25 protein-coding genes are annotated in these 24409 nt (G+C 34.5%); 2 read left to right on the top strand and 23 right to left on the bottom strand.

The window, feature by feature from the left end:
• The 23 genes from T410_RS09775 to ppsA all read right to left on the bottom strand — a co-directional run bounded on the left by T410_RS09775 (position 1) and on the right by ppsA (position 21089).
• The gene (locus T410_RS09775) at positions 1-1038 is read right to left on the bottom strand and encodes a pesticidal protein Cry7Aa (protein WP_035671092.1); all 1038 of its coding nucleotides are present in this window, start codon (positions 1036-1038) and stop codon (positions 1-3) included.
• A gap of 44 nt (positions 1039-1082) precedes the next feature.
• Positions 1083-2060 carry an MlaD family protein gene (locus T410_RS09780; RefSeq protein ID WP_035671095.1) on the bottom strand — a complete coding sequence of 326 codons (978 nt, stop codon included), beginning with the start codon at positions 2058-2060 and terminating at the stop codon, positions 1083-1085.
• A gap of 9 nt (positions 2061-2069) precedes the next feature.
• Positions 2070-2822, bottom strand: coding sequence for an ABC transporter ATP-binding protein (locus T410_RS09785; RefSeq protein ID WP_035671098.1), 753 nt, complete (start codon positions 2820-2822; stop codon positions 2070-2072).
• 6 nt (positions 2823-2828) lie between these two features.
• On the bottom strand, positions 2829-3611 hold the full coding sequence (locus T410_RS09790) for an ABC transporter permease (protein WP_035671101.1): 783 nt from the start codon (positions 3609-3611) through the stop codon (positions 2829-2831).
• Positions 3612-3971: 360 nt separating this feature from the next.
• On the bottom strand, positions 3972-4265 hold the full coding sequence (locus T410_RS09795) for a chaperone modulator CbpM (protein WP_035671103.1): 294 nt from the start codon (positions 4263-4265) through the stop codon (positions 3972-3974).
• A complete protein-coding gene (locus T410_RS09800; RefSeq protein WP_035671105.1) occupies positions 4262-5164 on the bottom strand; it encodes a DnaJ C-terminal domain-containing protein in 903 nt (300 codons plus the stop codon). The genes T410_RS09795 and T410_RS09800 overlap by 4 nt, the downstream gene beginning before the upstream one ends.
• Before the next feature lie 46 nt (positions 5165-5210).
• Positions 5211-5459, bottom strand: a complete 249-nt coding sequence (locus T410_RS17340; RefSeq protein WP_035671106.1) for a DUF2061 domain-containing protein — start codon at positions 5457-5459, stop codon at positions 5211-5213.
• Positions 5456-5881, bottom strand: a complete 426-nt coding sequence (locus T410_RS09810; protein WP_202963244.1) for a universal stress protein — start codon at positions 5879-5881, stop codon at positions 5456-5458. Before T410_RS09810 ends, T410_RS17340 begins: the two co-directional genes overlap by 4 nt.
• 245 nt (positions 5882-6126) lie before the next feature.
• Positions 6127-6591 carry a DinB family protein gene (locus T410_RS09815; RefSeq protein WP_035671109.1) on the bottom strand — a complete coding sequence of 155 codons (465 nt, stop codon included), beginning with the start codon at positions 6589-6591 and terminating at the stop codon, positions 6127-6129.
• A gap of 131 nt (positions 6592-6722) precedes the next feature.
• A complete protein-coding gene (locus T410_RS09820; RefSeq protein ID WP_051929384.1) occupies positions 6723-7784 on the bottom strand; it encodes a reverse transcriptase domain-containing protein in 1062 nt (353 codons plus the stop codon).
• 186 nt (positions 7785-7970) lie between these two features.
• Positions 7971-8096 (bottom strand): hypothetical protein, encoded by a 126-nt coding sequence (locus T410_RS17305; RefSeq protein ID WP_255360750.1) that lies wholly within the window; start codon positions 8094-8096, stop codon positions 7971-7973.
• 173 nt (positions 8097-8269) lie between these two features.
• On the bottom strand, positions 8270-9424 hold the full coding sequence (locus T410_RS09825) for a phosphatidylserine/phosphatidylglycerophosphate/cardiolipin synthase family protein (protein ID WP_035671112.1): 1155 nt from the start codon (positions 9422-9424) through the stop codon (positions 8270-8272).
• A complete protein-coding gene (locus T410_RS09830; RefSeq protein ID WP_035671115.1) occupies positions 9417-10514 on the bottom strand; it encodes a site-2 protease family protein in 1098 nt (365 codons plus the stop codon). The genes T410_RS09825 and T410_RS09830 overlap by 8 nt, the downstream gene beginning before the upstream one ends.
• 98 nt (positions 10515-10612) lie before the next feature.
• Complete coding sequence (locus T410_RS09835; RefSeq protein WP_035671117.1) at positions 10613-11602, bottom strand: 2-hydroxyacid dehydrogenase; 990 nt, start codon at positions 11600-11602, stop codon at positions 10613-10615.
• Entirely contained in the window at positions 11583-11849 is a 267-nt protein-coding gene (locus T410_RS09840) for an acyl carrier protein (protein ID WP_035671120.1), read from the bottom strand. The genes T410_RS09835 and T410_RS09840 overlap by 20 nt, the downstream gene beginning before the upstream one ends.
• Complete coding sequence (locus T410_RS09845; protein WP_035671123.1) at positions 11846-13042, bottom strand: dihydrolipoamide acetyltransferase family protein; 1197 nt, start codon at positions 13040-13042, stop codon at positions 11846-11848. The genes T410_RS09840 and T410_RS09845 overlap by 4 nt, the downstream gene beginning before the upstream one ends.
• Entirely contained in the window at positions 13035-14033 is a 999-nt protein-coding gene (locus T410_RS09850; protein ID WP_035671126.1) for an alpha-ketoacid dehydrogenase subunit beta, read from the bottom strand. Before T410_RS09850 ends, T410_RS09845 begins: the two co-directional genes overlap by 8 nt.
• A 12-nt stretch (positions 14034-14045) precedes the next feature.
• A complete protein-coding gene (locus tag T410_RS09855) occupies positions 14046-14312 on the bottom strand; it encodes a zinc ribbon domain-containing protein (protein ID WP_035674335.1) in 267 nt (88 codons plus the stop codon).
• Positions 14313-14376: 64 nt separating this feature from the next.
• Entirely contained in the window at positions 14377-15366 is a 990-nt protein-coding gene (pdhA, locus tag T410_RS09860; RefSeq protein WP_035671129.1) for a pyruvate dehydrogenase (acetyl-transferring) E1 component subunit alpha, read from the bottom strand.
• A 308-nt stretch (positions 15367-15674) separates the two neighbouring features.
• The gene (gene acsA / locus T410_RS09865; protein ID WP_035671132.1) at positions 15675-17408 is read right to left on the bottom strand and encodes an acetate--CoA ligase; all 1734 of its coding nucleotides are present in this window, start codon (positions 17406-17408) and stop codon (positions 15675-15677) included.
• Positions 17389-17862, bottom strand: coding sequence for an OsmC family protein (locus T410_RS09870; protein WP_051929385.1), 474 nt, complete (start codon positions 17860-17862; stop codon positions 17389-17391). The genes acsA and T410_RS09870 overlap by 20 nt, the downstream gene beginning before the upstream one ends.
• 38 nt (positions 17863-17900) lie before the next feature.
• Positions 17901-18656 (bottom strand): SDR family oxidoreductase, encoded by a 756-nt coding sequence (locus tag T410_RS09875; protein ID WP_035671135.1) that lies wholly within the window; start codon positions 18654-18656, stop codon positions 17901-17903.
• Between the two features lie 12 nt (positions 18657-18668).
• On the bottom strand, positions 18669-21089 hold the full coding sequence (gene ppsA, locus T410_RS09880) for a phosphoenolpyruvate synthase (RefSeq protein ID WP_035671137.1): 2421 nt from the start codon (positions 21087-21089) through the stop codon (positions 18669-18671).
• 633 nt (positions 21090-21722) lie between these two features.
• Between ppsA and T410_RS17230 the strand changes: the two genes are divergently transcribed.
• Positions 21723-21887, top strand: a complete 165-nt coding sequence (locus T410_RS17230) for a hypothetical protein (protein WP_238567362.1) — start codon at positions 21723-21725, stop codon at positions 21885-21887.
• A gap of 12 nt (positions 21888-21899) precedes the next feature.
• Positions 21900-24407 (top strand): PAS domain S-box protein, encoded by a 2508-nt coding sequence (locus T410_RS16485; RefSeq protein ID WP_238567363.1) that lies wholly within the window; start codon positions 21900-21902, stop codon positions 24405-24407.
• Positions 24408-24409: the final 2 nt, after the last annotated feature.

Genomic DNA, 24409 nt, shown 5'->3' on the forward strand with positions numbered 1-24409 from the left:
TTAAGGTTGTTGTCTCAGTTCAAGAAGTAATTCATTAATATTCATTTTAGCAACTGCAATATGTTTGTCAGCGGCACCATAGTATATGTAAAGGTCATCCCCGAATAATGAATGTCCGGTTGGGAAAACAACATCGTTAACTTCGCCTTCTATTTCCCATTGTTTAGTAGGAGAGAAAAGGGGATAGGGTAATCTGGATATTTCAATTTCAGGTTTTTCTAAATGCAATAAAGCTGCCTTTGCATGATAGATTTTACCAGTTGTAGTTTCGTGAACCCCATGATAAATTAATAGCCATCCGTATGGGGTTTCTATAGGTGGTACTCCGGCTCCAATGTAACTCGTTTCGTAGGCATCTTTTGGGTCTAAAAGAATATGATTGGTCAAGTTCTGTAAGTAGTTTTCCCAAAAGAATAGGTTTAATTCCTCCCAGTTGTTGAACTTTACAATTTGAATTCCGGGCCAGATTCTATGCAGGAGGACAAATTGTCCATTGATTTTTCTTGGAAACAAGACTACATCTTTATCACGAAGTAATCGGGTTTCATCATTTTTTATTCCTATTTGTTCAAAAAGGTTGTAATACTGGTGGTATTTGGGGTTTAATTTATTGGCATTACACAAATTTACATGACTTTCATATTCTTGATAGTTAACCTGAGGAGTAATTATGCCATGTTTTTTAAAATGAATCAAATCTTGTGAAGTCGCCAGTGCTCCCATAGCATTGATACCGTCATAAGCGGTATAGGTTATGTAATAAGTATCTTCAATTTTTACAATTCTGGTGTCTTCGACTCCTTGTTTTTCATAATCAAAGTCTTGAATAATAATGGGTTTTTCTTTTCGTTCTACTATTTTTAATGGGCCTTCTGTTCTCGCATATCCTATAGTCGAAAGATTTCCATTTTGTACTGCTCGGTATAAAAAATGAACTGTATTTCCCTCTTGGTACACACCAGGATTTAAAACGCCTGCGTTTTCAAATACTCTTTCGGTTGGACTTAGTATGATACCAAGTTTTTCTATCGTAACCATGCGTTTGTTTTTTGTGATTGTTTATCGGGAACGGATTCAGACTCTTATTTTTGCTGCTCTTTCAATTTTGCTTTTTCCTGTTTTTTAAAATAGCCCCGAAATAAAAAATTATGTTTTAAAGCTTCCATATTTTCATTTAACCGGAAACTGGCTTCATTTACGTTTTTCATTGTTGAGTCTATTTTCTGCACTAAATTTGGGTCATTCGAAAGGTAATTAATAGCCCCTTTCCCTTCCTTAATATTTACAATTGTCGAATTAAGATTGGTTATTACGTTGTCTATTTTAGTGCTGGATTCATCTAGGTTTCGGACAATTGTTTTTATATTATTGGCGACAGCCGTATCTTTCAAAACACCTATCACATTGTCTTTATTATCTAAAGAAGCAATTAGTTTATTTAATCTGTTTACGGATTCAGAGGTTCCTTTTCCTGTGATTTTTAAATAATGCATGGTTTCTTTGAGGTCATTTGCAAGAATGGAATCCCGGATTAATAAACCTACAGTTCCTTTTCCTTGAGTAATATCCTTTGTGATTTTAAGTAAATCAGCGGTAAGAAGCGCTGCATTTTTATTAGTCAGACCAAGTGTATTAAGCATGTCATCAGTACGAATGCGACTTTTTGATTGAATCGCATCACCAGGTTTTACAGATGCTTCCATGCCTTTTCCGGGAATAATATTGATAATCATGTTTCCTACTAATCCATCAGAACCTATTGTGGCAATTGCATTTTTTCGGATGTGAAAAAAAATAGCTTTGTCAATAAGCATATCAACTTTAATAGTGGAATCATTGATCATTTCAATTCCGCGAACCGTGCCTACATTTATCCCGGAATAACGCACGTTGTTGCCTATTTGCAAGCCGTTTACATTATCGAAAATTGTTTCTAAATGATTCGTTTTTCCAAACATTTTTTGCTTATCGCCAATGAAATAAACAGCTAGAATGAAAACTAATAATCCGATTATTACAAAAAGTCCAAGACGTATTTTTTGTGATGTCGTTTTTTCCATTTTTATTTTTTATTTAAAGAATGCTTGTACTTTAGGATCTGTTGAGGTTGATAATTCCTCAAAACTCCCTTCGGAATAATTGATACCATCAACCAGTAAAATCATTCTGTTCGAAATTACTCTGGCACAATCCACATCATGCGTGATAATAATAGATGAAGTATTGTATTTTTTCTGGATAGAGATCATCAGCAATAAAATTTCTTTAGCAGTTATTGGATCTAATCCAGTTGTGGGCTCATCATATAAAATTATACTAGGTTGTAATATTAAAGTTCTGGCTAAAGCTATCCTGCGTTTCATTCCTCCTGAAAGTTCTTCGGGCATTAAGTTTATAGTATGTGCCAGCCCTACATTTTCTAATGCTTCCATCACTAATGGAGTTGTATCCTTAATGACCCCGAATTTTTTAGTGTGACGTCTCAAAGGGAACTCTAGATTTTCTCTGACGGTCATCGAATCATAAAGTGCACTTCCTTGAAAAAGAAACCCAACCTCTGTTCTGAGTTCATCTAATTCTTCGTGGTTAAGTAAACTGATATCTTTTCCCATAATCATAATGAATCCACTATCAGGTTGTTCTAATCCAATTAAGCATTTTATCATAACTGATTTTCCGGAACCTGATTTTCCCATTATAACCAAATTTTCACCTTCATTTAAAACCATATTAAATCCATCCAAAACATGATTGTCACCATAGCTTTTACGTAAGTCTTTGATTTCTATAATGGGTTTTTGATTTTGTATTGGTGTATCCATAATCAGTTATAAATCATAAAAAATATTAGTAACAAAAACCGCAATAAAGTCAATGATAAAAAGCAGCATAGAAGTGAAAACCACCGCAGAGTTTGCCGCCAAACCTACACCGGCAGTTCCTTTTTTACAATTATACCCTTTGAAGCAACCCACTAATCCTATGGCAAACCCAAAAAAGAATGTTTTAATGGTTGCCGGAATTAAATCCCCAAATTCCAATGCATTAAAAACTTGGTTGTAATACAATAAAAAAGAAACATTTCCTTTTATGTTTTCGACTAAATAGGAACCAAAAATAGCAATGAAATCTCCAAAGAAAACCAAGACAGGAAGCATAAAAGTAGTGGCTAAAACCCTTGTAACCACTAAATATTTGAAGGGGTTAGTCCCTGAAACCTCCATCGCATCAATTTGTTCAGTAACCCTCATGGAGCCTAACTCAGCACCAATACCGGAACCGATACGTCCTGCGCAAATCAAAGCCGTAATTATAGGTCCAATTTCTCGTATTATCGAAATACTCACCATTGATGGCATCCAGGAAACGGCACCAAATTCCTGTAGTGTAGGTCTGGATTGTAAAGTGAATACTAAACCTATTATAAATCCTGTAACCGCGACCAGGAGCAGGGATCGGTTTCCCATGTAATAACATTGCCTGATAAATTCTTTGAATTCGGAAGGGCGTTTAAACGCTTCTTTAAAAAAACGACCTGCAAAGTAGGATAGTTCACTAATTTCAAGTAAAATTTTTTTGAATAATTCTGCTATTTTAAAAATACTATCCATACGTAAATGAATTAATTTTTAATACAAAAAAGGCTACTCAAATATACAATTATTTCATTGATTATCAGTGGTTTTGTGTACTGTTAATCTGTTTTTTTGATGCGTTTGTCGAGAAAAAAAGGATTATAAAAAAGTACAGTAAAATTAAGCAACTAATGGGGTAGTTCTTATCTTTTTACAAATGAGAATTTAAGGAAGAGTACTGTATTATTAATTAAAAATGGGCAAGAGCCCGACCATAATTAATTTAAAAAAAAACTAGTTTCAGAAACACTTTTAGCTCATAAAAACTATCAAATATTGGTTGTAGTCAGCGAGTTGAAATAATTTTTTAAAACGATGATGGCATTTTGTACAAAATCAACTTTCGTATAACCGCAATCGGTTTTTAACAGAAGTCAGTTCGTTTTGTAAGGCTTCTATTTTTTGTAAAAGATTAAATACAACATCAATTCCTTGCGTATTAACGTCTAATTCCTGATGCATCCGAATCATTTTGTCAATTTCAAAAATGGCATCAGGATGAATGTATTGTTTTTCTTCGATTGTTTTTATTTCGAGCAATCCCATTTCGCTTAGATTATTAAAAAAAGCAATTTCTACTTTGTAATGGGTGGTTAGTGTAGGTAAGGGGATGAGGTTTTCTATGTTCATGTCTTTCTTAACTTAGCAAGTTCTGTAAATAATTCTTTTTCTTTTTCGGTAAGGTTTGTGGGAATTTGAATTTGATAGGTAAGGTACAAATCTCCAAATTCTCCTTCTTTTTTATAAATGGGAAATCCTTTTCCTTTTAGCTTTACTTTGGTTCCGTTTTGAGTCCCGGGTTTTACCGTAAGTTTTACTTTTCCGTCAAATGTGTCTGCGGTAATGTCTCCACCCAATAGGGCGGTATATAAATTTAAATCAACAGTGGAGTATAAGTTGTGTTTATCCAGCTTAAAATTAGTGTGGTTTTCAATAGCGAAAGTGATATATAAATCCCCTTTTGGTCCGCCACCGGATCCTTCTCCTCCAAGACCGCTTATTTTTATCTGTTGTCCATTTTCAACACCGGCAGGAATTGTAATTCGGATGTTTTTACCATTGATTGTTAAGGTTCGTTTATGGCTAGTGTAAACATCTTTTAGATTCAGATGCAATTCAGTACTAAAATCCTGTCCTTTAAATTGGGCGCTACGACCACGATTTTCACCTCCTGATGCACGACCGCCAAACATAGATTCAAAGAAATCCGAAAAATCACCACCACCGCTAAATCCTCCAAAACCTTCTTGTTGTCCGCCTCTTGAATACTGTCCTTGCTGTTTTGCTTGTTCATATTGTTCAGCATGCTGCCAGTTTTCACCGTATTCATCATATTTTTTGCGATTTTCCGCGTGGCTCAACACTTCGTTGGCTTCATTGATTTCCTTAAATTTTCTTTCCGCTTCTTTATCGTTTGGATTTAAGTCGGGATGGTATTTTCGAGCCATTTTGCGATATGCTTTTTTTATATCAGCTTCCGTTGCTTTTTTATCCACTTCAAGGATTTTGTAATAGTCTATAAATGCCATCCTGGATTGTTTTTATAATTATTATAAAGATCAAGTTGTATTGATTTTAACTTTTTAGGCTCGTTTTTCCCCATTTTATTGTATCCCAAATCCTCTCATGGAAAAAATAAGCAACTGATGTATAAATGTTACTTATAATCATAAAACCGAGTGCTATTTTTATTTGTCTGGTAAATAAATAAATAGAGATAAAATCAAGAATCAAAATAATCGCTCTGTAACTGACTGTTTTTAGAATTGATCTTCTAATTGTTTCTTCAGCACGCGTTTTGTGGGGAAGAAGTTTTTCTATCATGACTTAATTGGTATTATAAATATTGGTATTTCAGAATGACGGATTATTTTTTCAGCGACGCTGCCCATAATTAAATGCGAAAATCCGGTTCTGCCATGTGTACCCAAAACAATTACATCAGCATCCCATTCTTTGGCCACTTTCAAAATCACTTCATAAGGTATTCCTTCTTCTACAAAAGTCCAAACCTTATGATCCTTAAACACGGTTTCAACAAGCATTTGTTGGTTTTTTTTGTAATCATTTATGGCGAAGTCTGCAAACTCTTTAGGAGTTACTGCACCATCCGTAATAAGTGATGTCAAGTCAACAACGCTCAACAACGCAATTTCTGCCTTTAGTTGAAGACCAAGTTGAAAACCATTCAAAGCAATTTTTTCTGAAGTGGGATCATTGTCAACTGCGATTATTATTTTTTTCATGATCTTCATGTCTCTGGGGTTTACTTTAATTTAAATATCCAGAAGTACTAAAAACAACCTACTAATAGGCTTATTTCTATAATCAAATTTAGTCAATTTTTTGTTTATAAAATTGAATAATGCCTTTTATTTCAGTTATTTATAATTTTTAAAAAGCTGTAATTTGGAGTTTTTTTATAAGTAGATAATAAGCAAAAACGGAATTTAATTTGTTAGATGTTTAATAGCTTTTGATTTCGTTTTTGTTAGAATTGGATAGTGCCATATTTATTTATGATAGCCATTTGTCCGGAATGGTAAGTTGTATGTGATAGAATTCTTCCAAAGGCTTCTGCTTTTGTCTTGGTACCAAATTCTTTTGTAGTTATGGTTGTTTCCCAATCTGTTTCTGATTGTTTTTCCACAATGGATTGTAAACTTTTAAATGAAAATGCAACATATTCCTTTAATTCATCCAGATTAGTCCATTCACCAGTATCTTTTTGCGCAATTACAGTTTTGGCAATAACTTTTATTTCGCTGTTGCCAAAGATATTTTTTGCAAAAAGTAATTCTACATCTCCAATATGGCGTATTAAAAAGCCAAGACTGTTAGGAGATGGGGCTAATTTCTTTTTCAAATCATTTTCAGTGAAATGTTCCAATTGATTTGTAAATCGAGTTCGGGCTTCATGCCAAAGTTCAATAAATAATTGCGTATTTGATTTCATAGTATTTAAGTGTTTACCATATCTTGATGCATACTGTTTTTAATTGTTTTATAAGCTTATAATCGGATCTATTTCGTTGTTTTAACAACGTGAAAAAGCCCCAAATTTGGAGCTTTATTTTTTTTTAATTTTTAAATAGGGATCAATGCATCTTCGAGTTCTTTCTGATCTTGCTTCTTTTTTAAGTCAATCAGTATAGATTTGTAACTTATAAATTCAGTATCTCTTGGATTGATTTGTAAAACAAAATTTATTTTTCCTAACAAGTGTTCCAAATAATTCTTTTGATCAATTTCTTTGTATTCACGATGTTCTTGAAAACCAAATTTCTTAATATAATACATCGCCTGTCTTAAATCATTGCGTTTGTAAAATACGACTTGCGGTTTTTCATTGACCACAATGCCTGTAACTGTTTGACGTGTATTAGGCATCATGAGTTTTGTTTTGTTTTTATTGATTTTTAAGTTTAATTTTTCAATAACTTCAGTCACTTTATGAAGCAATTTATTTTCATTAAAATCACCTGAAAAACTCAAATCATCTGCATAACGGGTATATCTTATTTTGTGTTGTTTGCAATAATCGGAAATAGCTTCATCTGCATCTTTAAAAATTAGATTTGAAAGATAGGGACTAGTTGGGGCTCCTTGCGGCAAACTGCCGTCTTTGGTACATAATCTTGAAAGTAGTTTGGATACCATTTTTGAATAACCTAATTCCCGAAATTCCTTTTCAACTTTTTCGATTGTAATGGATGGAAAGAAATGCTCTAAATCCAATGTAAAAACTTTAGGTTGGTTTTTATGGAACCTTAAATTTTCCAGGATGCATACATTAGGTTTATACGCTTTTGCAAAAGGACTAATGGCTACCTTATAAAGAATGTTCCTGAGAATCCAGATTTGGATTTCTTTCAAACTGGGCAGTGGCTCTGAAATGAGTCGTTTGCTTCCATTTTTTTTTAAGATTTCAAAATCACGATAAAAATAGCGTGGAAAAAGGGATACTTTTTTTAGGTATTCCTTTTTATATCCTAACAGAAGGGATAAATGACTTGGATTGTAAATTACGGGAACATCGTGTGAAAATAAAACCTCAGCATACTCCAGACAATGTTCTATGTTTTGCTCTATATAGCCCATTTTATGAGCTTCTTCTGTAAAGCTTTCTTTGTATTGTGTAAAATCCATAGCGATGAAATCGTTAATGGAGCAGGGACTATTTTGTCCCTGACCCCGATTAAGAATACCGGTTTAAAAGTTCGGAGCTCTGCGGAGAATCTTTTAAACCTGGTGCTTGAAAGAGCATTCAATTACAGAACAGTGACTCACGGTTCCGTCGCTAGCCTAGACTAACAAATTTCTTTGAGAAATGAACTAGAAAAACAATTCATCCTGACTTGGAATAAATACTGTTTTACGGTCTAATTTCGGAATTTTACTTTCGAAATCCTTTTGAATCCAATCCTCTTTTTTTTTTGTTTTTATTCGGTGTGGTTCCATTTTTTTAAATTCTAAATTAACTTTTTAAAATATTTAAAACGTTTATTTTTAGTGAATTAAGTATATAAAGTTACGAAAAATATTGAATTAATAGTTGCTGTGAACATTATTTTTTTAACAGTTTCAGTATGGTTATAATTGATTTTAAACTTTTGTAAATTACAATTGACTGATTACGAATAAAAACGTTTATATGGGGTATAGGTGACAGCTATTTCAATTAGCCGGGTGATGATGTATGAAAATAAATTAATCAATCTAGAAAAAAAATGGGTCTTTATTTTAAGTGATTCAAGGGTTATGCTCTCGCACTCAGTAATAATTTGATTGAGATGGGATTGATACATTTTTGAAAATACCGCTGAATTTATTTCGACATTCATTTCCACACTTCCATAGGAACTTAAATTGTTTAAGTTAAAGGAGCCTATAGTAGTCCAGTAGCCATCTATAACAGCTGATTTTCCGTGTAAAACGGATTTGTTCCATTCGTATAATTCTATATTGTAATGCAGCAGTTTGCTGTAAAGAAAACAAGTTGCCCGCCGCGTCATGGGTAGATCCGAAATACCGGTTAGTATCAATTTAATTTTCACGTTGTTTTTGGATGCTTTATTTAGCGCTTTAATGATCCGAATTCCTGGAAGGAAATAACTTCCCACGATGATTATTTCTTTTTTGGCATGACGAATGGATTTGATGTATCCATCACAAATTTCGTTTTTTCTCTTTAGCCAGTCATTTTGTATAATCCTCACTATGGCATCTTCTTGTACATGAAATACCGATTTTATTTTTTGGCTGCTTAAGCGTTTTTTCTTAAAATAAATGTTCCTGCAAAGTGCTTCTAGTGGTTGAGCAATTGTACCATTTAGTTGTACTGCGTAGTCAAGCCAAGGAGCTTCTGTATGTGTTCCGTGGTATTTATCAGCAATGTTTATACCGCCTATAAGTGCAATTTTTGCATCAGCAATGATTACTTTTTGATGCAATCTTCTGCCAAGATAAAACGTATATGCTGAAAATAATGGTGCAAAAAAACGAATCTGTATTCCGCTTCGTCTCAGTTCATCTATTATTTCAGAAGGGAATGATAAAGATCCCAAACCATCCAAAAGAATGAAAATTTTAACTTTTCGAGAAGCTGCTTCTTTTATTGCTGTAATAATTCTTTTTCCAGTTGTATCAATTTCAAAAAGATACATTTGGATGTGAAGTTCTATCTGGGAGTTACGGATAATAGTTTCCAATCTTGAAAAATAATCTTCGCCACTATATACAAGCTCCAGATTTTTAGGAGCAATGAGGCTAATTTTACTTTTAATCATGTGATTTTTTTATTTTAACCTCATTAATCAGGATAAATTCCAAAATATTCTCAATGTCTACCGTTCCTATAAGTTCATTGTTGTCCATAACGAGCATTAATGTTGATTTATTTTGTTGAATTAACTCAAAAACATTTTCTAAAAGAGAATTGCTTTCGAGGATAATTAAATTTCGATCCATAACATTATAAATAAATTCGTCATCCCCTTTTTTAGAAAGTGCCATTATAATTTGATCCCGATTCAGTGTTCCAACAGGAATGTTATTTTCAGTAATTAAAAAATTCTTGTTTTGGCTGTCCAGTAATAATTCTATTGCTTTTTTTATTTTCTCATCTAAATTTATTGTCTGATAGTCTTTCATAACCACATCTTGAACTTTAAAGCCTTTCAGAATAAATTTTGATTCGGTATAATCAGCTTCAATTTGTGCGCCTATGATAACAAAAATGCCTATAAAAATTAAAAAAGGAGAGGTGAAAAAGCCTAAAATAATAAAAGATAATGCTAAGAATTGACCAATACGAGCGGCGATTCTAGTCGCAACATTTCGAGGAAGTTTAAAGGATAATAAAGCCCGTAAAACTCTGCCGCCATCCATAGGGAATGCCGGGATTAAATTGAAAATTGCCAACCAAAAATTGACTAAAAAAAAGTTCAAAAAGAAATTATTGGCATTAACGCCATCGGATAGTTCAGCCATTAACTTGCCCGTATCTTCAGGAATCGAAATAAAAAGTGCCGTAATAAATGCCAGAGCAATATTTACTAATGGTCCTGCAAAAGCAACAATTAATTCTTCTGTTGGTTTTTCAGGGATTCTTTCTAACCGTGCTAAACCCCCAATGGGTAAAAGGGTGATGTCCTTTGTTTTTATATTGTAGTTTTTTGCGGCTAATGCATGTCCTAATTCGTGCAATAAAACAGTAATGAAAATGCATAAAATAAATACAACTGACCAAATTATTTGTGTGGTATTTTGGCCTGCTCTGTAGTTCATGAAAATGATAAATAGAATAATTAATGAAAATGTCCAGTGAATAAATATTCCAATACCAGCTACTTTTCCGAGTTTAAATGATCCTTTCATTTTTTGAATTTTTTAATACAATTAGCCCTAGTACGATTAGAAAAAAACGTGTAAATAATAAAAATCAATAGCTTGTATTTGCTATAAACAGTGCTTTTTTAGCTTATTTCATTTTCAGAAATACCCTTATATGCCCAAGCATTTAAATTTGCAACAGTGGTGTGGGCAATTCCTTCTAATGCTTCAGTTGTTAAAAAACCTTGATGTCCAGTAATCATTACATTGGGATAGGAACGGAGTTTTAGAAATAAGGAATCCTTTATAGGAGTATCCGTATGATCTTGAAAAAAGATAGGTTTCTCTTTTTCATAAACGTCCAATCCTGCTGCGCCAATCATTTTGTTTTCAATCGCGTCCAATAAATCTTCTGTGTTAACAATGCCTCCACGGGCTGTATTTATAAAAATAACTTCTTTTTTCATTTGTAAAAAAGTGGTTTTATTAAACAAATGATTTGTAGTCCCGTTGAGTAAATAATGAACAGAAATCACATCAGAATTAGCACATAAATCCTCGATTGAAACATAGGAAATTGGGATTGCACTCATCAGTTCTTTGTTTTCCTGCTTATCAAAAGCTAAAATTTTACATCCAAAACCATGCATGATTCTGGCAAATGCGGCCCCTATTTTTCCAGTACCAACAATGCCTATTGTTTTTCCGTGCAAATCAAAACCCACTAAATGGTCTAAACGATAATCTCCAATTTGCATTAACGTTTGACCTAAAACCAGTTTTCTGTTTAAAGCCATTAATAGCGCAACGGCAAGTTCAGCAATGGCATAAGGTGAATATTCAGGTACGTTTGCCACTTTTATTCCCAGTGATTTTGCTCTTGCTAAATCGACATGGTCATAACCTACAGAGCGGAGCGCAATGTATTTGACACCATAGGAATATAGTTTTTCTACTATAGTTTCTGAGGCATCATCCGAGGTGAAAAGGGAAACGGCATCAAAGCCTTTGGCAAGATTTACGGTATTTTCATTTAAAGTTTGCTCTGTAAAAACAAATTCGTGATTACCGTGCGCTGCTCTTTCCAAGAAAGGTCTGTCAAAGCCCAATATACTATAAACTAATACTTTCATTTTTGTTGTTTTTTGCTGTAAGATAGGAGATTAATGATGATAAGGTAGTGATTTTTCCATAATCTTCTTCCGGAATTTCAATTCCTAATTTTTCATTTAATGCAACAATGAATTGCAATGAATCAAAAGAATCGATATTGAGCGTTTCTCTGATGTTTTCATCGGGTTTTAATTCCGAAGGTTCTGTATCCGGAGCAATTTTTTTAAGTAATTGAAAAATTATATTTTTAATATTTTCAGGACTCATAATAATTCAGGATTTTGCAAATGTTTGTTTAAGGTAACTAAAAATCGACTGCCTGTTAATCCATCCGTAGCACGATGATCACCTGCTAATGTTACGTTTACAAAGGAGCCTATGCCTATCATACCGTTCTCGGCAAGTGGCTGTTCGAGTACACTTCCAAAAGCAATTATGGCGACTTGTGGCGGATAAATTACACCAAAAACAGAGTCGGCTCCTCCATCACCAATATTCGTTAATGTTATAGTGGAGTCGCTCAATTCTGAACTTCGTAATCTCATAGCTCTTGCTCTTGGAATAATATCACTTAAACTATCCATGATTTCATCAACATTTTTCTTGTCAACTTGATGAATAGCCGGGACAATTATACCGCCCGTGCGAAGCGAAACCACAAAACCAATATTAATATTTTTCTTTAGTTGTAAACCATTATCCCAAATAGCATTCAAATCCGGAAATTCAAGTAGCGATTTTGCAGTTGCTTTAATCAATAATACAACGGGCAACAATCTTTTTTTTATGACCCGATGCTCGTTTGCTACTTGTAACCAAGCCAATGCATTTGTCAGATTGATTTTTTTCTCCAAATAATAATGGGGGATTTCCCGGTTAGATTTACTCATCGCCGCGGCTACAGCAGTCCGAATTGCCTCACCAGGTTTGGTAATTTTCTCTTGTGGGAGTGTTTGCGTATTTTCGATTTCAATTTTTTCACGTTCTTCAATCGCATTATCAACATCTTCTTTGGTTATAGCTCCATCAGAACCGGTTCCTTTTATTTTAGAAAGATCAATTTTGTTGTCTTCAGCAATTCTCTTGGCTAATGGAGACGCTTTGATAATCGTTTCTACTGTTTTTTCAATTTTAATTGGTTCCAATATCTTTTCCTCTATAGGTTGTAACGCTATTGGTACATCCAGAGTAATTTTTGGATCTTCTTTGCTTTCCAATTCAACTTCGCTTGAATTTATTAAAGCCATTACAGTACCCACAGGGACTTTAGTTCCTTCTTTAATGAGCAATTGGTCTATAATTCCCTCGTCAAATACTTCAATCTCAATAAGGCCTTTCTGTGTTTCCACTTCGGCAATAATATCACCTCGCTTTACGGTATCACCTTGTTTTTTTTTCCATTCTATTAAAGTACCGTCTTCCATATCTGCGCCCAAACTTGGCATTAGAAATTCAATCATGGCGTATCATTTTTTTTACTGTATTAACAATATCATTTCTTTGCGGAATTGCCGCTTCTTCAAGATGTGCTGAATAAGGAATAGGAACTTCTATGCCGCACAATCGTTGTACAGGGGCATCCAAGTCATAAAAGGCTTTTTCCATAATTCGGGCACTAATTTCAGACGAAATACTTACGGAACGCCATGCATCTTCTACAACAAGCACCCGATGAGTTTTGGCCACTGAATCAAGGAATGTTTTTTCATCTAATGGCCGTAATGTGCGTAAATCAATCACTTCAGCTTCAATTCCTACAGTTGCTAATTCTGTTGCTGCTTCCAGACATTTATAAACACCAGTTCCATACGTAATGATGGTGATTGCAGTTCCTTCTCTAAGTACTTTTGCCTTATTGATAGCGACTGCTTTAACATTAGTCTGTATTTCTTTTTCTAGATTAAGCATAGATGTGTATTCAAATAAAATAACCGGATCCGGACTTTGAAGCGCCAACTGTAACATACCTCGCGCGTCCTCGTGCGTACCAATGGATAAAACAATTAATCCCGGTATGTGCGCATAAAATGGTTCCCAACTATGGGAATGTTGCGCGCCCAATTGCCGCCCGATTCCACATCCCATTCGTATGACAACAGGGTTGTGTAATTGTCCACCAGACATGTGTTGTAAAGTAGCTGCATTGTTAACAATTTGATCCATGGCAAGTAAACTGAAATTAACGGTCATGACTTCAATAATAGGTTTCATTCCAGCCATTGCGGCTCCAATTCCGGCTCCTACAAATCCAGCTTCGGAAAGCGGTACATCCATAATACGTTCTTTTCCAAATTCCTCAAGAAGTCCTTTGCTTACTGCAAATGCACCGCCATAACGACCTACATCTTCTCCCATCAGAAAAACGAGATCGTCATTTTGCAATGCTTCTCGAAGGCCTTGTTTCAGAGCTTCTCGATAGGTTATTTTTATTTTCCTTACACTATTTTCCATGGACTAAATGGATTATATTTGTTTACTTTTCCAACGTTTTAAGGCAGGTAAAATAGTAACCGCTTTTTGGATCATATAATTGGGAAGTTTCATTTTCTCCATTTTATTTTGGACTTTGTCTTTCATTTCGTCCAAGTTCATTTTTGGATTTTTAAATGCACCGTCCTGATAACAATACCTGCAATAATCATTGTTTTTTGCACCATTCTCTTCTGTCCCTTTTATTTCCTCAGTGCTAAGTGGCATACCACAACTTTGGCAAAATGCATTGATTTTCATGATGTTATTTTTTAGTTGGTTATTTCTACATAATTTGCATTTTTTTTTTGTATTCATTCAAAATTTAGCTTTCGCTGTAAACAAATTTTGTCAATTGGTCCAGATGTTCCCAGGTTCCTGCTTCCGCAAAAGCTACTGCGAGTTTTATTTTCATTTCTATTTTACTTTCAAACGCTGCAATTTCCGTTTCAGTTATCCAATTTTTTTGCAAAAGATAGTTTTCGAATTGTGGAATCGGGTCTCTTTTTTTCCATTCTTCAACTTCCTTTTTATCACGATATAACTCGGCATCAAACATGGAATGGGCTCTGAAACGGTACGTATTACAAACTAATAAATAGGGCTTGCTCGAGCTTCTTACTTTTGCGACAGCTATATTTGCGGCTTCAACTACCGCCATCAAATCCATTCCGTCGACTGCTGCTGATTCAATTCCGTAACTGGCTCCTTTTTTTTCCAGTTCAGTCATTGCATGTGTGTATTTTAAGGCCGTTCCCATAGCGTAGAGATTGTTTTCACAAACAAATAAAACAGGAACTTTCCATAGTGCTGCTAAATTCAATGCTTCGTGAAATTCTCCTTCGGCAGCAGCACCTTCACCAAAAAAACAGCAGGTAATTGTTGCTTTTTTTTGTTTTTTAGAAGCCAGTGCCATTCCTACTGCTAAAGGAAGATGACTGCAGACAATTGCGTTACCTCCATAAAATTTTTTAGAAGCATCAAACAAGTGCATGGAACCGCCCCGACCTCGGCTACAGCCTTCTTGTTTGCCATACATTTCAGCCATGATAATATCAGCATCAATGCCTCGTGCTAATGCGTGACCGTGTTCACGATAGGTACTTAATACATTGTCATCATCCGTCAATGCTTGGGTTATACCTACGGCTACAGCTTCTTCTCCAATATATAAATGCAGGAATCCTCTAATTTTTGCTTTGGTATATTGTTCAGCAGCTTTTTCCTCAAAGCGTCTGATGAGCAGCATTTGATACAAAAGCAAAAGTCCTTTTTTTTCATCCATTTGGCTTGGTATTGTTGCTGGCTGTACCATAATTATTATTTTTTGTTAGTAAATCTTATGTATGATGGTAATGGCTATTCTAAAGATGCATCGTCTGTTTTTTTAATGAATTGTATTTTTACATTCCAAAGGCATAGTAGTAGAAAGTAAGGTCGCCGGCATATTTTCTTTCAAGCATTATGGCACCTTGTTGGGATTTTACAGCTTCAATAAAAGACCTAACAGTTGATAGAGGTCTATTATTTAAGGAAGTAATTAAAAATCCCTCTTTGATGTTTGAATATTGTTTCAGTTTTCCATCATAATATTAAAAAAACAGTTTCCAATTTTTAAATTATCTAGGATTGTTCCAATGTTGAAATATCTCCTTCCGGTAAACCCAGTTCTCGGGCTTTTAGTAATCGACGTAAAATTTTCCCACTTCGAGTTTTAGGAATGCTGTCGACAAATTCAATTTCTTTTGGAGCAACTGCCGGACCCATTTCTTTTCGGGCGAAACCCATAATGTCCATTTTAGTTTCTTCATTGGGCAGTTTCCCGGTTTTCAAGACCACAAATGCTTTTACTAACTCACCAATCGTAGGTTCAGGTTTTCCAATTACTGCCGCTTCGGCCACTGCAGGATGTCGCATTAAGGTACTTTCAACTTCAAAAGGCCCTACCATATGTCCTGAAGTTTTGATAATATCATCGGCACGACCGATAAACCAGAAATATCCATCAGCATCCTTTTTCGCTAAGTCCCCGCTGAGATACCAGTCCCCGATAAAGCATTTTTTATAGCGTTCTTCTTCATGCAAATACGCCCTAAATAAGGAAGGAAATCCTTTTTTTAAAACTAGATGACCTTGGATATTAGGCTCTGTAATTATTTTTAGTTGGTTTTCATGTACTGTTGCAATCGCAATGTCAATTCCGGGCATAGGTTTCCCCATCGAGCCTGGTTTTACTTTCATGGAAGGATAATTAGCAATCATGATACCTCCGGTTTCGGTTTGCCACCAATTGTCCAGAATAGGGAAACCAAAATTCTCCTGACCCCAAATCACGGCTTCGGCATGAAGTGGTTCGCCTACACTTAAAATTAACCGTAGCTTTTCAAGATGATATGCTGTAATAGGTTTAATATCCATTCGCATTAATCGCCTGATGGCAGTAGGAGCGGTGTACCAAGTTGTTACTTTATGTTCTTCCAGGATGGAATACCATCTTGCGGCATCAAATTCTTCCTCATCAATAATACTAGTGATTCCATGCAGTAATGGTGCAATAATCCCATACGACGTGCCGGTAACCCAACCCGGATCAGCAGTACACCAATAGATATCTCCTTGATGAAAATCGAGAACATATTTTCCGGTAATATAGTGCGTCAGTACAGCTTGATGAACATGTAAAACGCCTTTTGGCATTCCTGTGGTTCCGCTTGTAAAATGAAGTAAAGCGGCATCTTCCGGATTTGTTTCTGGAATAGAAAACTCCTCTTTTGCTGATTGCATCAATTTAGAAAAAGATAAAATTTTATCTGAAATATGTTCTTTTGCATCGATGATAATTATAAAACGAAGCGAAGGCAATCTTTCCAGTACTTGTTTTATTTTTTTTTCGAACAAAATAGAAGTTGTCACTAAAACCGAAGCATCACCTCTACTGAGCCTCTGAAAAATGGGCTCAGGTCCAAAAACAGAAAATAACGGGCAAAATACAGCCGTATATTTCAACGTTCCTAAGGCAGTAATGTACAATTCAGGAATTCTTCCGGCTAATGAGAAAATGCGTTCTCCTTTTTTTATACCTAAGTTGTCAAGTACATTAGCAAATTTTGAGGTTTGAACTTGTAATGCAGCATAAGTGAGGTCTTTAAAACTCCTGTCTTTTTGAATAAAACGAAAAGCAACCGTATCTTTCAGCTGATTTTGAGCATGACAATCGATAGCTTCATGAGCGATATTTAGCCCTTTTCCATTAGGAAGCCCATTTAATTCTTGGGCAATTGTATCCCAAGAAAAAGAAGCGAGAACTTTTTCATAATCCCAAAGATGGTACTCTTCTTTATTGTTGATGAAAATCATATTTTTCTTCTTTTGAAATAAGAGTCAGTGCAACTGTTACTTCTGGTTCTAATCGGATTATTGTTTTGGTATCATTAGCGATTGCACAGGATTTTTCACTTATTTTTAAAATATGTTTTACTTGTTCTGGTTTTTGAAAAAAAGGAATAACAACTTTTGGTTTCAGGACTATTTCTGTTATAGTGTGCTTACTGTTAATTGTTTCTACGTTGCAAGTAGAATTACTTTCAAAGCTTATAAATTTGAGATTCGTATTTTTAGCAATTGCTAAAAAAGTGCTCATTAGGGAACTATTTATTGAGGAAAGAAATAAAAGTTCAAAAGACAAAATTTCTTCCATTCCTTTTGGAAAATCAATGGGTATAGCTACTTCAATATTTTTAGGTATAATGGGAGAACTTAAAACCCCTTTTCTATTTCCTATCCACTTTAAGTTTACTTCGTATTGATGCATATTTCATGTGTTTTAGAGGTGATAATTAAATTTAGAAATTATTGGGCCACAAAACCGCCATCTACAGCCATTGCGAGCCCGGTTACAAAAGAGGCTTCGTCAGAACACATCCAAACGACCGCATTAGCTATTTCTTCGGGTTGACCAAAACGACCAATAGGTTCCAGCCCTGTGAACTGTTCTACTGCTTCTTTTGTTTTTCCGGTAAGGCGATCAATCATGGGAGTTTGTATTACTCCAGGACAAACAGCATTCACCCGAATTCCCAGTTGTGCACATTCTAAAGCAGCAGTTTTGGTTAATCCTATTACACCATGCTTAGAGGCGACATAAGCTGGTAAACCGGCAAATCCTACTAATCCTGCAACGGAGGCACAATTGACAATTACGCCTTTTCTTTGTTTTAATATCTCGGGGATTTCATATTTCATGCAAAGCCAGATTCCTTTTAGGTTTACACTAATGGTTTGATCCCAATTTTCCTCGGTGCAATCTTGTGTAGGAGCTGACTTTCCTTCAATTCCAGCATTGTTGAAAGCATAATCCAACCTTCCAAATGCAGCAATCGTATTTTTAACCATCGCTTTTACATCAGCAGTTTTTGAAACATCGCATTTGATAAAAATGGCTTCTCCTCCTGAATCTTTAATAAGGTGAAGCATTTCCTCGTTTTCTTTCCAATCGACTATGACAACTTTTGCTCCTTTTTTTGCGAAAGCGAGTGCAGTTGCACTTCCAATTCCTGATGAACCGCCAGTAACAATGGCTACTTTATTCTTGAATGTTGTTTCCATAATCGAGTTCTCTTACATTAGAATTTTTCTTTTTGTTTTCTTTTCTGCTTCCAAAATGTTTTCAATGCCTTTTATAAGCGCATCAGTATTAAAGGAGATGCTGTCAATGCCTTCGTTAACTAAAAACTTAGCAAAATTCGGGATGTCACTGGGTGCTTGACCGCACAAACCCACTTTTATTTCAAAACGTTTGGCTACCCGAATGGTTTCTTTAATTAAATATTTAACCGCAGGATTTTCTTCGTCAAATAAATAACTTACTAATGCTGAATCCCGATCCAAGCCTAATGTTAGTTGGGTCAAATCATTGGAACCAATAGAAAATCCATCAAATAGTTTTGCAAATTCATCGGCCATTAGTACATTACTTGGAATCTCAATCATTACATATACTTCCAATCCGTTGACACCTTGTGTTAATCCATTTTTAGCCATTTCAGTAAGGACTTTTTCACCTTCATCCACTGTTCTGCAAAAAGGAATCATGAGTTTTACATTATGGAGTCCCATTTTATTGCGTACTTTTTTCATTGCTTCACATTCTAAGGCGAAACCTTTTCGATAAAAATCACTGTAATATCTGGAAGCTCCCCGAAAACCTATCATGGGATTTTCTTCTTTAGGTTCGTAATATTTTCCGCCAATGAGGTTGGCATATTCATTACTTTTAAAATCACTCATTCGTACAATTACATCTTTTGGATAAAATGCGGCAGCAACAATAGAGACGGCTTCGGCTAGTTTATCAATGAAATAATTTTTAGGATCATCATAGCCTTTTGTTAATGTTGCTATTTGGGCAATAATAGTTTCATCAGTTATTTTTTCAGGTTCGCATAATGCCAACGGATGAATTTTTATGGTATTCGAAATAGCAAATTCCATTCGCATTAATCCCACACCTTGATTAGGATAATGGCTTAATTCAAATGCTCTTTCGGGATCGGCAAGAATAAGCATGGGATCTGTTTTTGGCATCGCAAGTTTGCTGAAATCCTGTTCTGTAATTTCCCATTTCAGTAGTCCGTCATATATAGTTCCTTCTTTGCCTTGGGCACAAGAGACAGTGATTTCCTGTCCATTTTTTAGTACTGATGTCGCATTGCCGCAACCTACTACTGCTACCGTTCCCAGTTCTCGTGCTACAATGGCAGCGTGACTGGTACGTCCGCCTTTATTGGTAATAATTGCCGAAGCTCTTTTCATGATAGGATCCCAATCGGGATTTGTCAAATCAGTAACTATAATTTCTCCATCTTGCAACAAATGGCCATCTTGCGGACTATTTAAAATACGCACTTTCCCGGAAGCAATTTTATCGCCAAGAGCTATTCCTTGTGTTAGAATCGTTCCTTCCTCTTTTAGTTTATAGATTTCTCTAACGCGCTTATTTGCTTTACCATGAACAGTTTCCGGACGTGCCTGAACGATATAAAGTTGGTTGTTCAAGCCGTCTTTAGCCCATTCAATATCCATTGGTTTTTTGTAATGTTTTTCAATTGTATAACACCATTGTGCAAGTTGAATTACTTCTGAATCGTTCAACGAAAACTGGTTTTGCTTTTCTAGGGGAGTATCGGTATTACTAATTGTATTTTCTGCGGATGAATTGGAGGACTTATCAGTATAAATCATAGTGAATTCCTTTCGTCCACATTGTTTTTTTAGAATAGGATTTAGATCTGAATTGTTCAAAGTAGGTTTAAAGACAATCCACTCATCTGGTGTGACCGTCCCTTGAACAATATTTTCTCCTAATCCCCAAATACTATTGATGATTATGGTATTATCGAAACCGCTATCCGGATCAATAGTGAATGCTACACCAGATGCTGCTTTGTCACTTCGCACCATTTGTTGAACGCCTACAGAAATCGCAATGTCCAGGTTTGCAAAACCCATGTCATGTCGGTATTTTATGGCGCGGTCCGTGAATAAGGATACGTAACAACGATGAACGGCGTCGATTAACTGTTTTGTACCGTTGATATTTAAAAAAGATTGCATTTGTCCGGCAAAACTGGCCGTAGGTAAATCCTCCGAAGTTGCGCTGCTGCGTACAGCTACATCAAGATTGTTTACGCCACATTGTTTACTAAGGTATTGATATGCAGTATCGATTTCGACCTGAATTTCATCCGGAATTGTTGCTGATAAAATTAGATTTCTAGCTTTTTCTCCAATGGAAGAAAGATTTGAATAGTCTTTGGTATCTAATGAAAGTAGTAAATCTTTCAATGTTTTTTCCAGATTATTCATTTTTCTAAAGAGACGGTACCCATTAGCCGTGACCGTAAAACCATTAGGAATATTAATGCCTTTTGGATTAAGCTGATTGTACATTTCGCCTAAAGAAGCATTCTTACCACCAACTTTACTAATGGCTTCGATGCCAATTTGGTTAAAAAAAAGGATGTGTTTGTACTTTGCCATTTCGCATGTTTTTAGAATAAAAACAGACCATTATTTGCCTGTTAAAACAGTAATAATAGAAAATAGTTGAGGCGCATTTTTTTTGTTAATCAGGTAGCAAATTTTTAATTCAAAAGTAGGTTTGAAATTTGCGTACTATTTTTTTAGGTATAAATCAGAAAAGTAGGCTTTCCTAATTGTTTGAAACCCATATTGTAAATTTAATGAAATAATTATTTCAAAGGGAATAAAAATGAATATATTTTTAATTTAAATGATTGTTTTACAGTATTTTGTGATTTTTATTTGTTTGCAAAAAATAATTAAAGTGAAAGATGTTTAGGTTCCTTTTTCACATTAAATTTAAAAACAAAGCATTAAAAATTTGTAGCTCTTTTATGTAAGAAAAATTATTGTAAAAGTTGCGAATATTAAGTTTGAAAATTATTTATAGTGAAATAAATAAATTATTTTTGTAGAGCTACAAATAATTAAGTTTTAAATAAATAATGTAAGTATAACTGTAAAATTAGTTGTTTAGACTTATAAATTCTGTACTATTGTAATTAAAGAAAAAGCCACAAATTGATGAAAAAAAATCCTATACCGGAAAATGAAATCGAAAGACTAAAAGCGCTTAAAGAGTATTCCATAATGGATACTTTAGCAGAAAAAGAATATGATGCTATCACTCAATTAGCCTCTTATATTTGTGGAACCCCTATAGCCTTAGTCAGTTTGTTGGATGAAGAAAGACAGTGGTTTAAATCTAGTGTTGGATTAGATGCTGCTGAAACTTCAAGAGATATATCTTTTTGACAATATGCAATTATGGGCGATGATATATATGAAGTTAATGATGCAAAAGAAAATGAGATATTTGCTGATAATCCTTTAGTGACTGGGAATCCTAATATTAGATTTTATGCAGGAGCACCACTTCAGGATGCAAATGGCTTTAATTTAGGGTCACTTTGTGTTGTAGATACGGAGCCTAGAATATTGACTAGTGAACAAAAAAATGCTTTAAAATTACTTGCTCATCAAGTGGTTTTATTATTGGATTTACGAAAAAAGAATACCGATTTGATTAAATCTCAAAGGGAATTTAAGAATTTTATTGAACTTTCAAAGGATTTAGTTTGTATTGCAAATGTGGATGGCTTTTTTCATAAAGTGAATCCTGCTTTTACAGATGTATTAGGATATTCTGCAGAGGAACTGATAGGAGTGCCACTTATAGATTTTATTCATCCAGAGGATTTAGATAAAACATTAAGAGAAATAGAGAAACTTTTTGAACAAAGAATAAACGTCAGTTTTGAAAATCGATATCGTTGTAAAAATGGAGATTATATTCTATTGAGCTGGAATACATCCCCAGATCCTGATACTGGATATTTATATTGCATTGCAAGGGACATGACTTTTGAGTATCAGCAAAAAGAGGAATTGGTTAAAACAAGTAGCGAATTATCGGCAATCCTAAATTCTACTGACTTTTCTATAGTGTCTTCCAGTCTAAATGGGACGATTAAACAATTCAATAGAGGCGCAGAGAAATTACTAGGATATAAATCAGAAGAAGTTGTAGGAAAGACTAATCCATCTATTTTTCATGTATGGGACGAAGTAGTTAAACGAACGGAAGATTTAACAAAAGAGTTTGGAATTAAAATAACGCCTGGATATGACACATTTGTTATAAAAGCTAGAGAACTAGGAGTTGCTGACTCAAATGAATGGACTTACGTGAGGAAAGACGGCAGTTTGATTAAAATAGTTTTATCAGTTACAGCCATAAAGAATAGTCAGGGTGAAGTAACAGGTTATTTAGGTATATCAAAGGATATTACCAAAGAGAAAGAAGCAGAACTAAATTTAATTAGAAGCAATAAGTTATTAGACGAATCGCAAAGTATAGCAAAAATTGGAAGCTGGAAGTTTGATTTAGTAACAAATCAGCTTATTTGGTCCAAAGGTCACTATCAAATTTTTGATTTAGAAGAATTACCTTCAGATGAATTATTTAAAGCATACCGCAGTAGGATACATCCTGATGATTTGTTAAAACTTGATAAAGAAATTGAAAATACAAAGACGAAGGGTTCAGATTTGTTTTATAATCATAGAATTCTTCTCCCTAATGGAATATTGAAGTATCTTGTAGGTATAGGGAAACCATTTATGGATAGTAGTGGTAAAATAATCGGGATTCAGGGAACTATTCAGGATATTACAGAAAGGACGTTAGCTCAACAAAAAATAGATAGAAAAACAAAAGAAATTAGAGATATTAAATCGGCGCTTGATGAATCTGCAATTGTAGCTGTTACGAATCAAAAAGGCGTTTTCTCATATGTTAACGAGAATTTTTGTACTATTTCTCAATATTCTAAAGAGGAACTAATAGGCAATGATCAACAAATTATTAGTACGGGCGATCATTCAATAGAATTTAGAAGAGATGTCTTTAGGACAATATCTAATGGAAATGTCTGGAAAGGAGAAGTAAAGAACAGAGCAAAAGACGGATCTTTTTATTGGGAAAATACCACTATTGTTCCTTTTTTAAACGATGAAGGAAAACCGTATCAGTATATAGCCATTAGTACGGATATTACTGAAGAAAAGTTAGCCAAAGAAAATTTAAATAGAGCATTAGTTGATCTTGAAAAAAAGAATAAAGAATTGGATCAGTATGCGTATGTTGTTTCCCATGATCTTAAAGCGCCTCTAAGAGCTATAAATAATCTTTCGGAATGGATTGTTGAGGACATGCCAGACATGCCGGAAGTGGTTAGTAGTAATTTTGAATTATTGCGAGGTCGTATTCAACGTATGGAAAATTTAATAAATGGTGTTTTGGACTATTCCCGAGTTGGAAAAACTAAAATTGAAAAAGAAGTAACTGATTTAAAAAGGGTATTGAGTCAAATCATTGATTCGATTGTTCCACTTGAAGGATTTGAGATTGTTGTCGAGGATACTTTTCCTGTTATTCTAACAGAAAAAATATTGATTCAGCAGGTTTTTAGTAATCTAATAAGCAATTCAGTCAAGTATAATGATAAACCAATTGGTAAAATAGAATGTTTGTATAAAGCGTTACCTGGTTTTCACCAGTTTACCATAAAAGATAATGGCCCTGGTATAGCTGAAGAGTACCGTAAAAAAGTATTTGAAGTTTTTCAAACTATTGAGGCACGTGATAAAAAAGAAAGTACTGGTATAGGATTGTCTATTGTTAAAAAAATAATTGAAGAAAAAGGAGGCGAAATTTATATAGAATCTGAGAATGATAATGGAACAAGTTTTATTTTTACGGTACCTAAATAAAT

The organism is Flavobacterium sp. 83 (assembly GCF_000744835.1).
Classification (GTDB): Bacteria; Bacteroidota; Bacteroidia; order Flavobacteriales; family Flavobacteriaceae; genus Flavobacterium.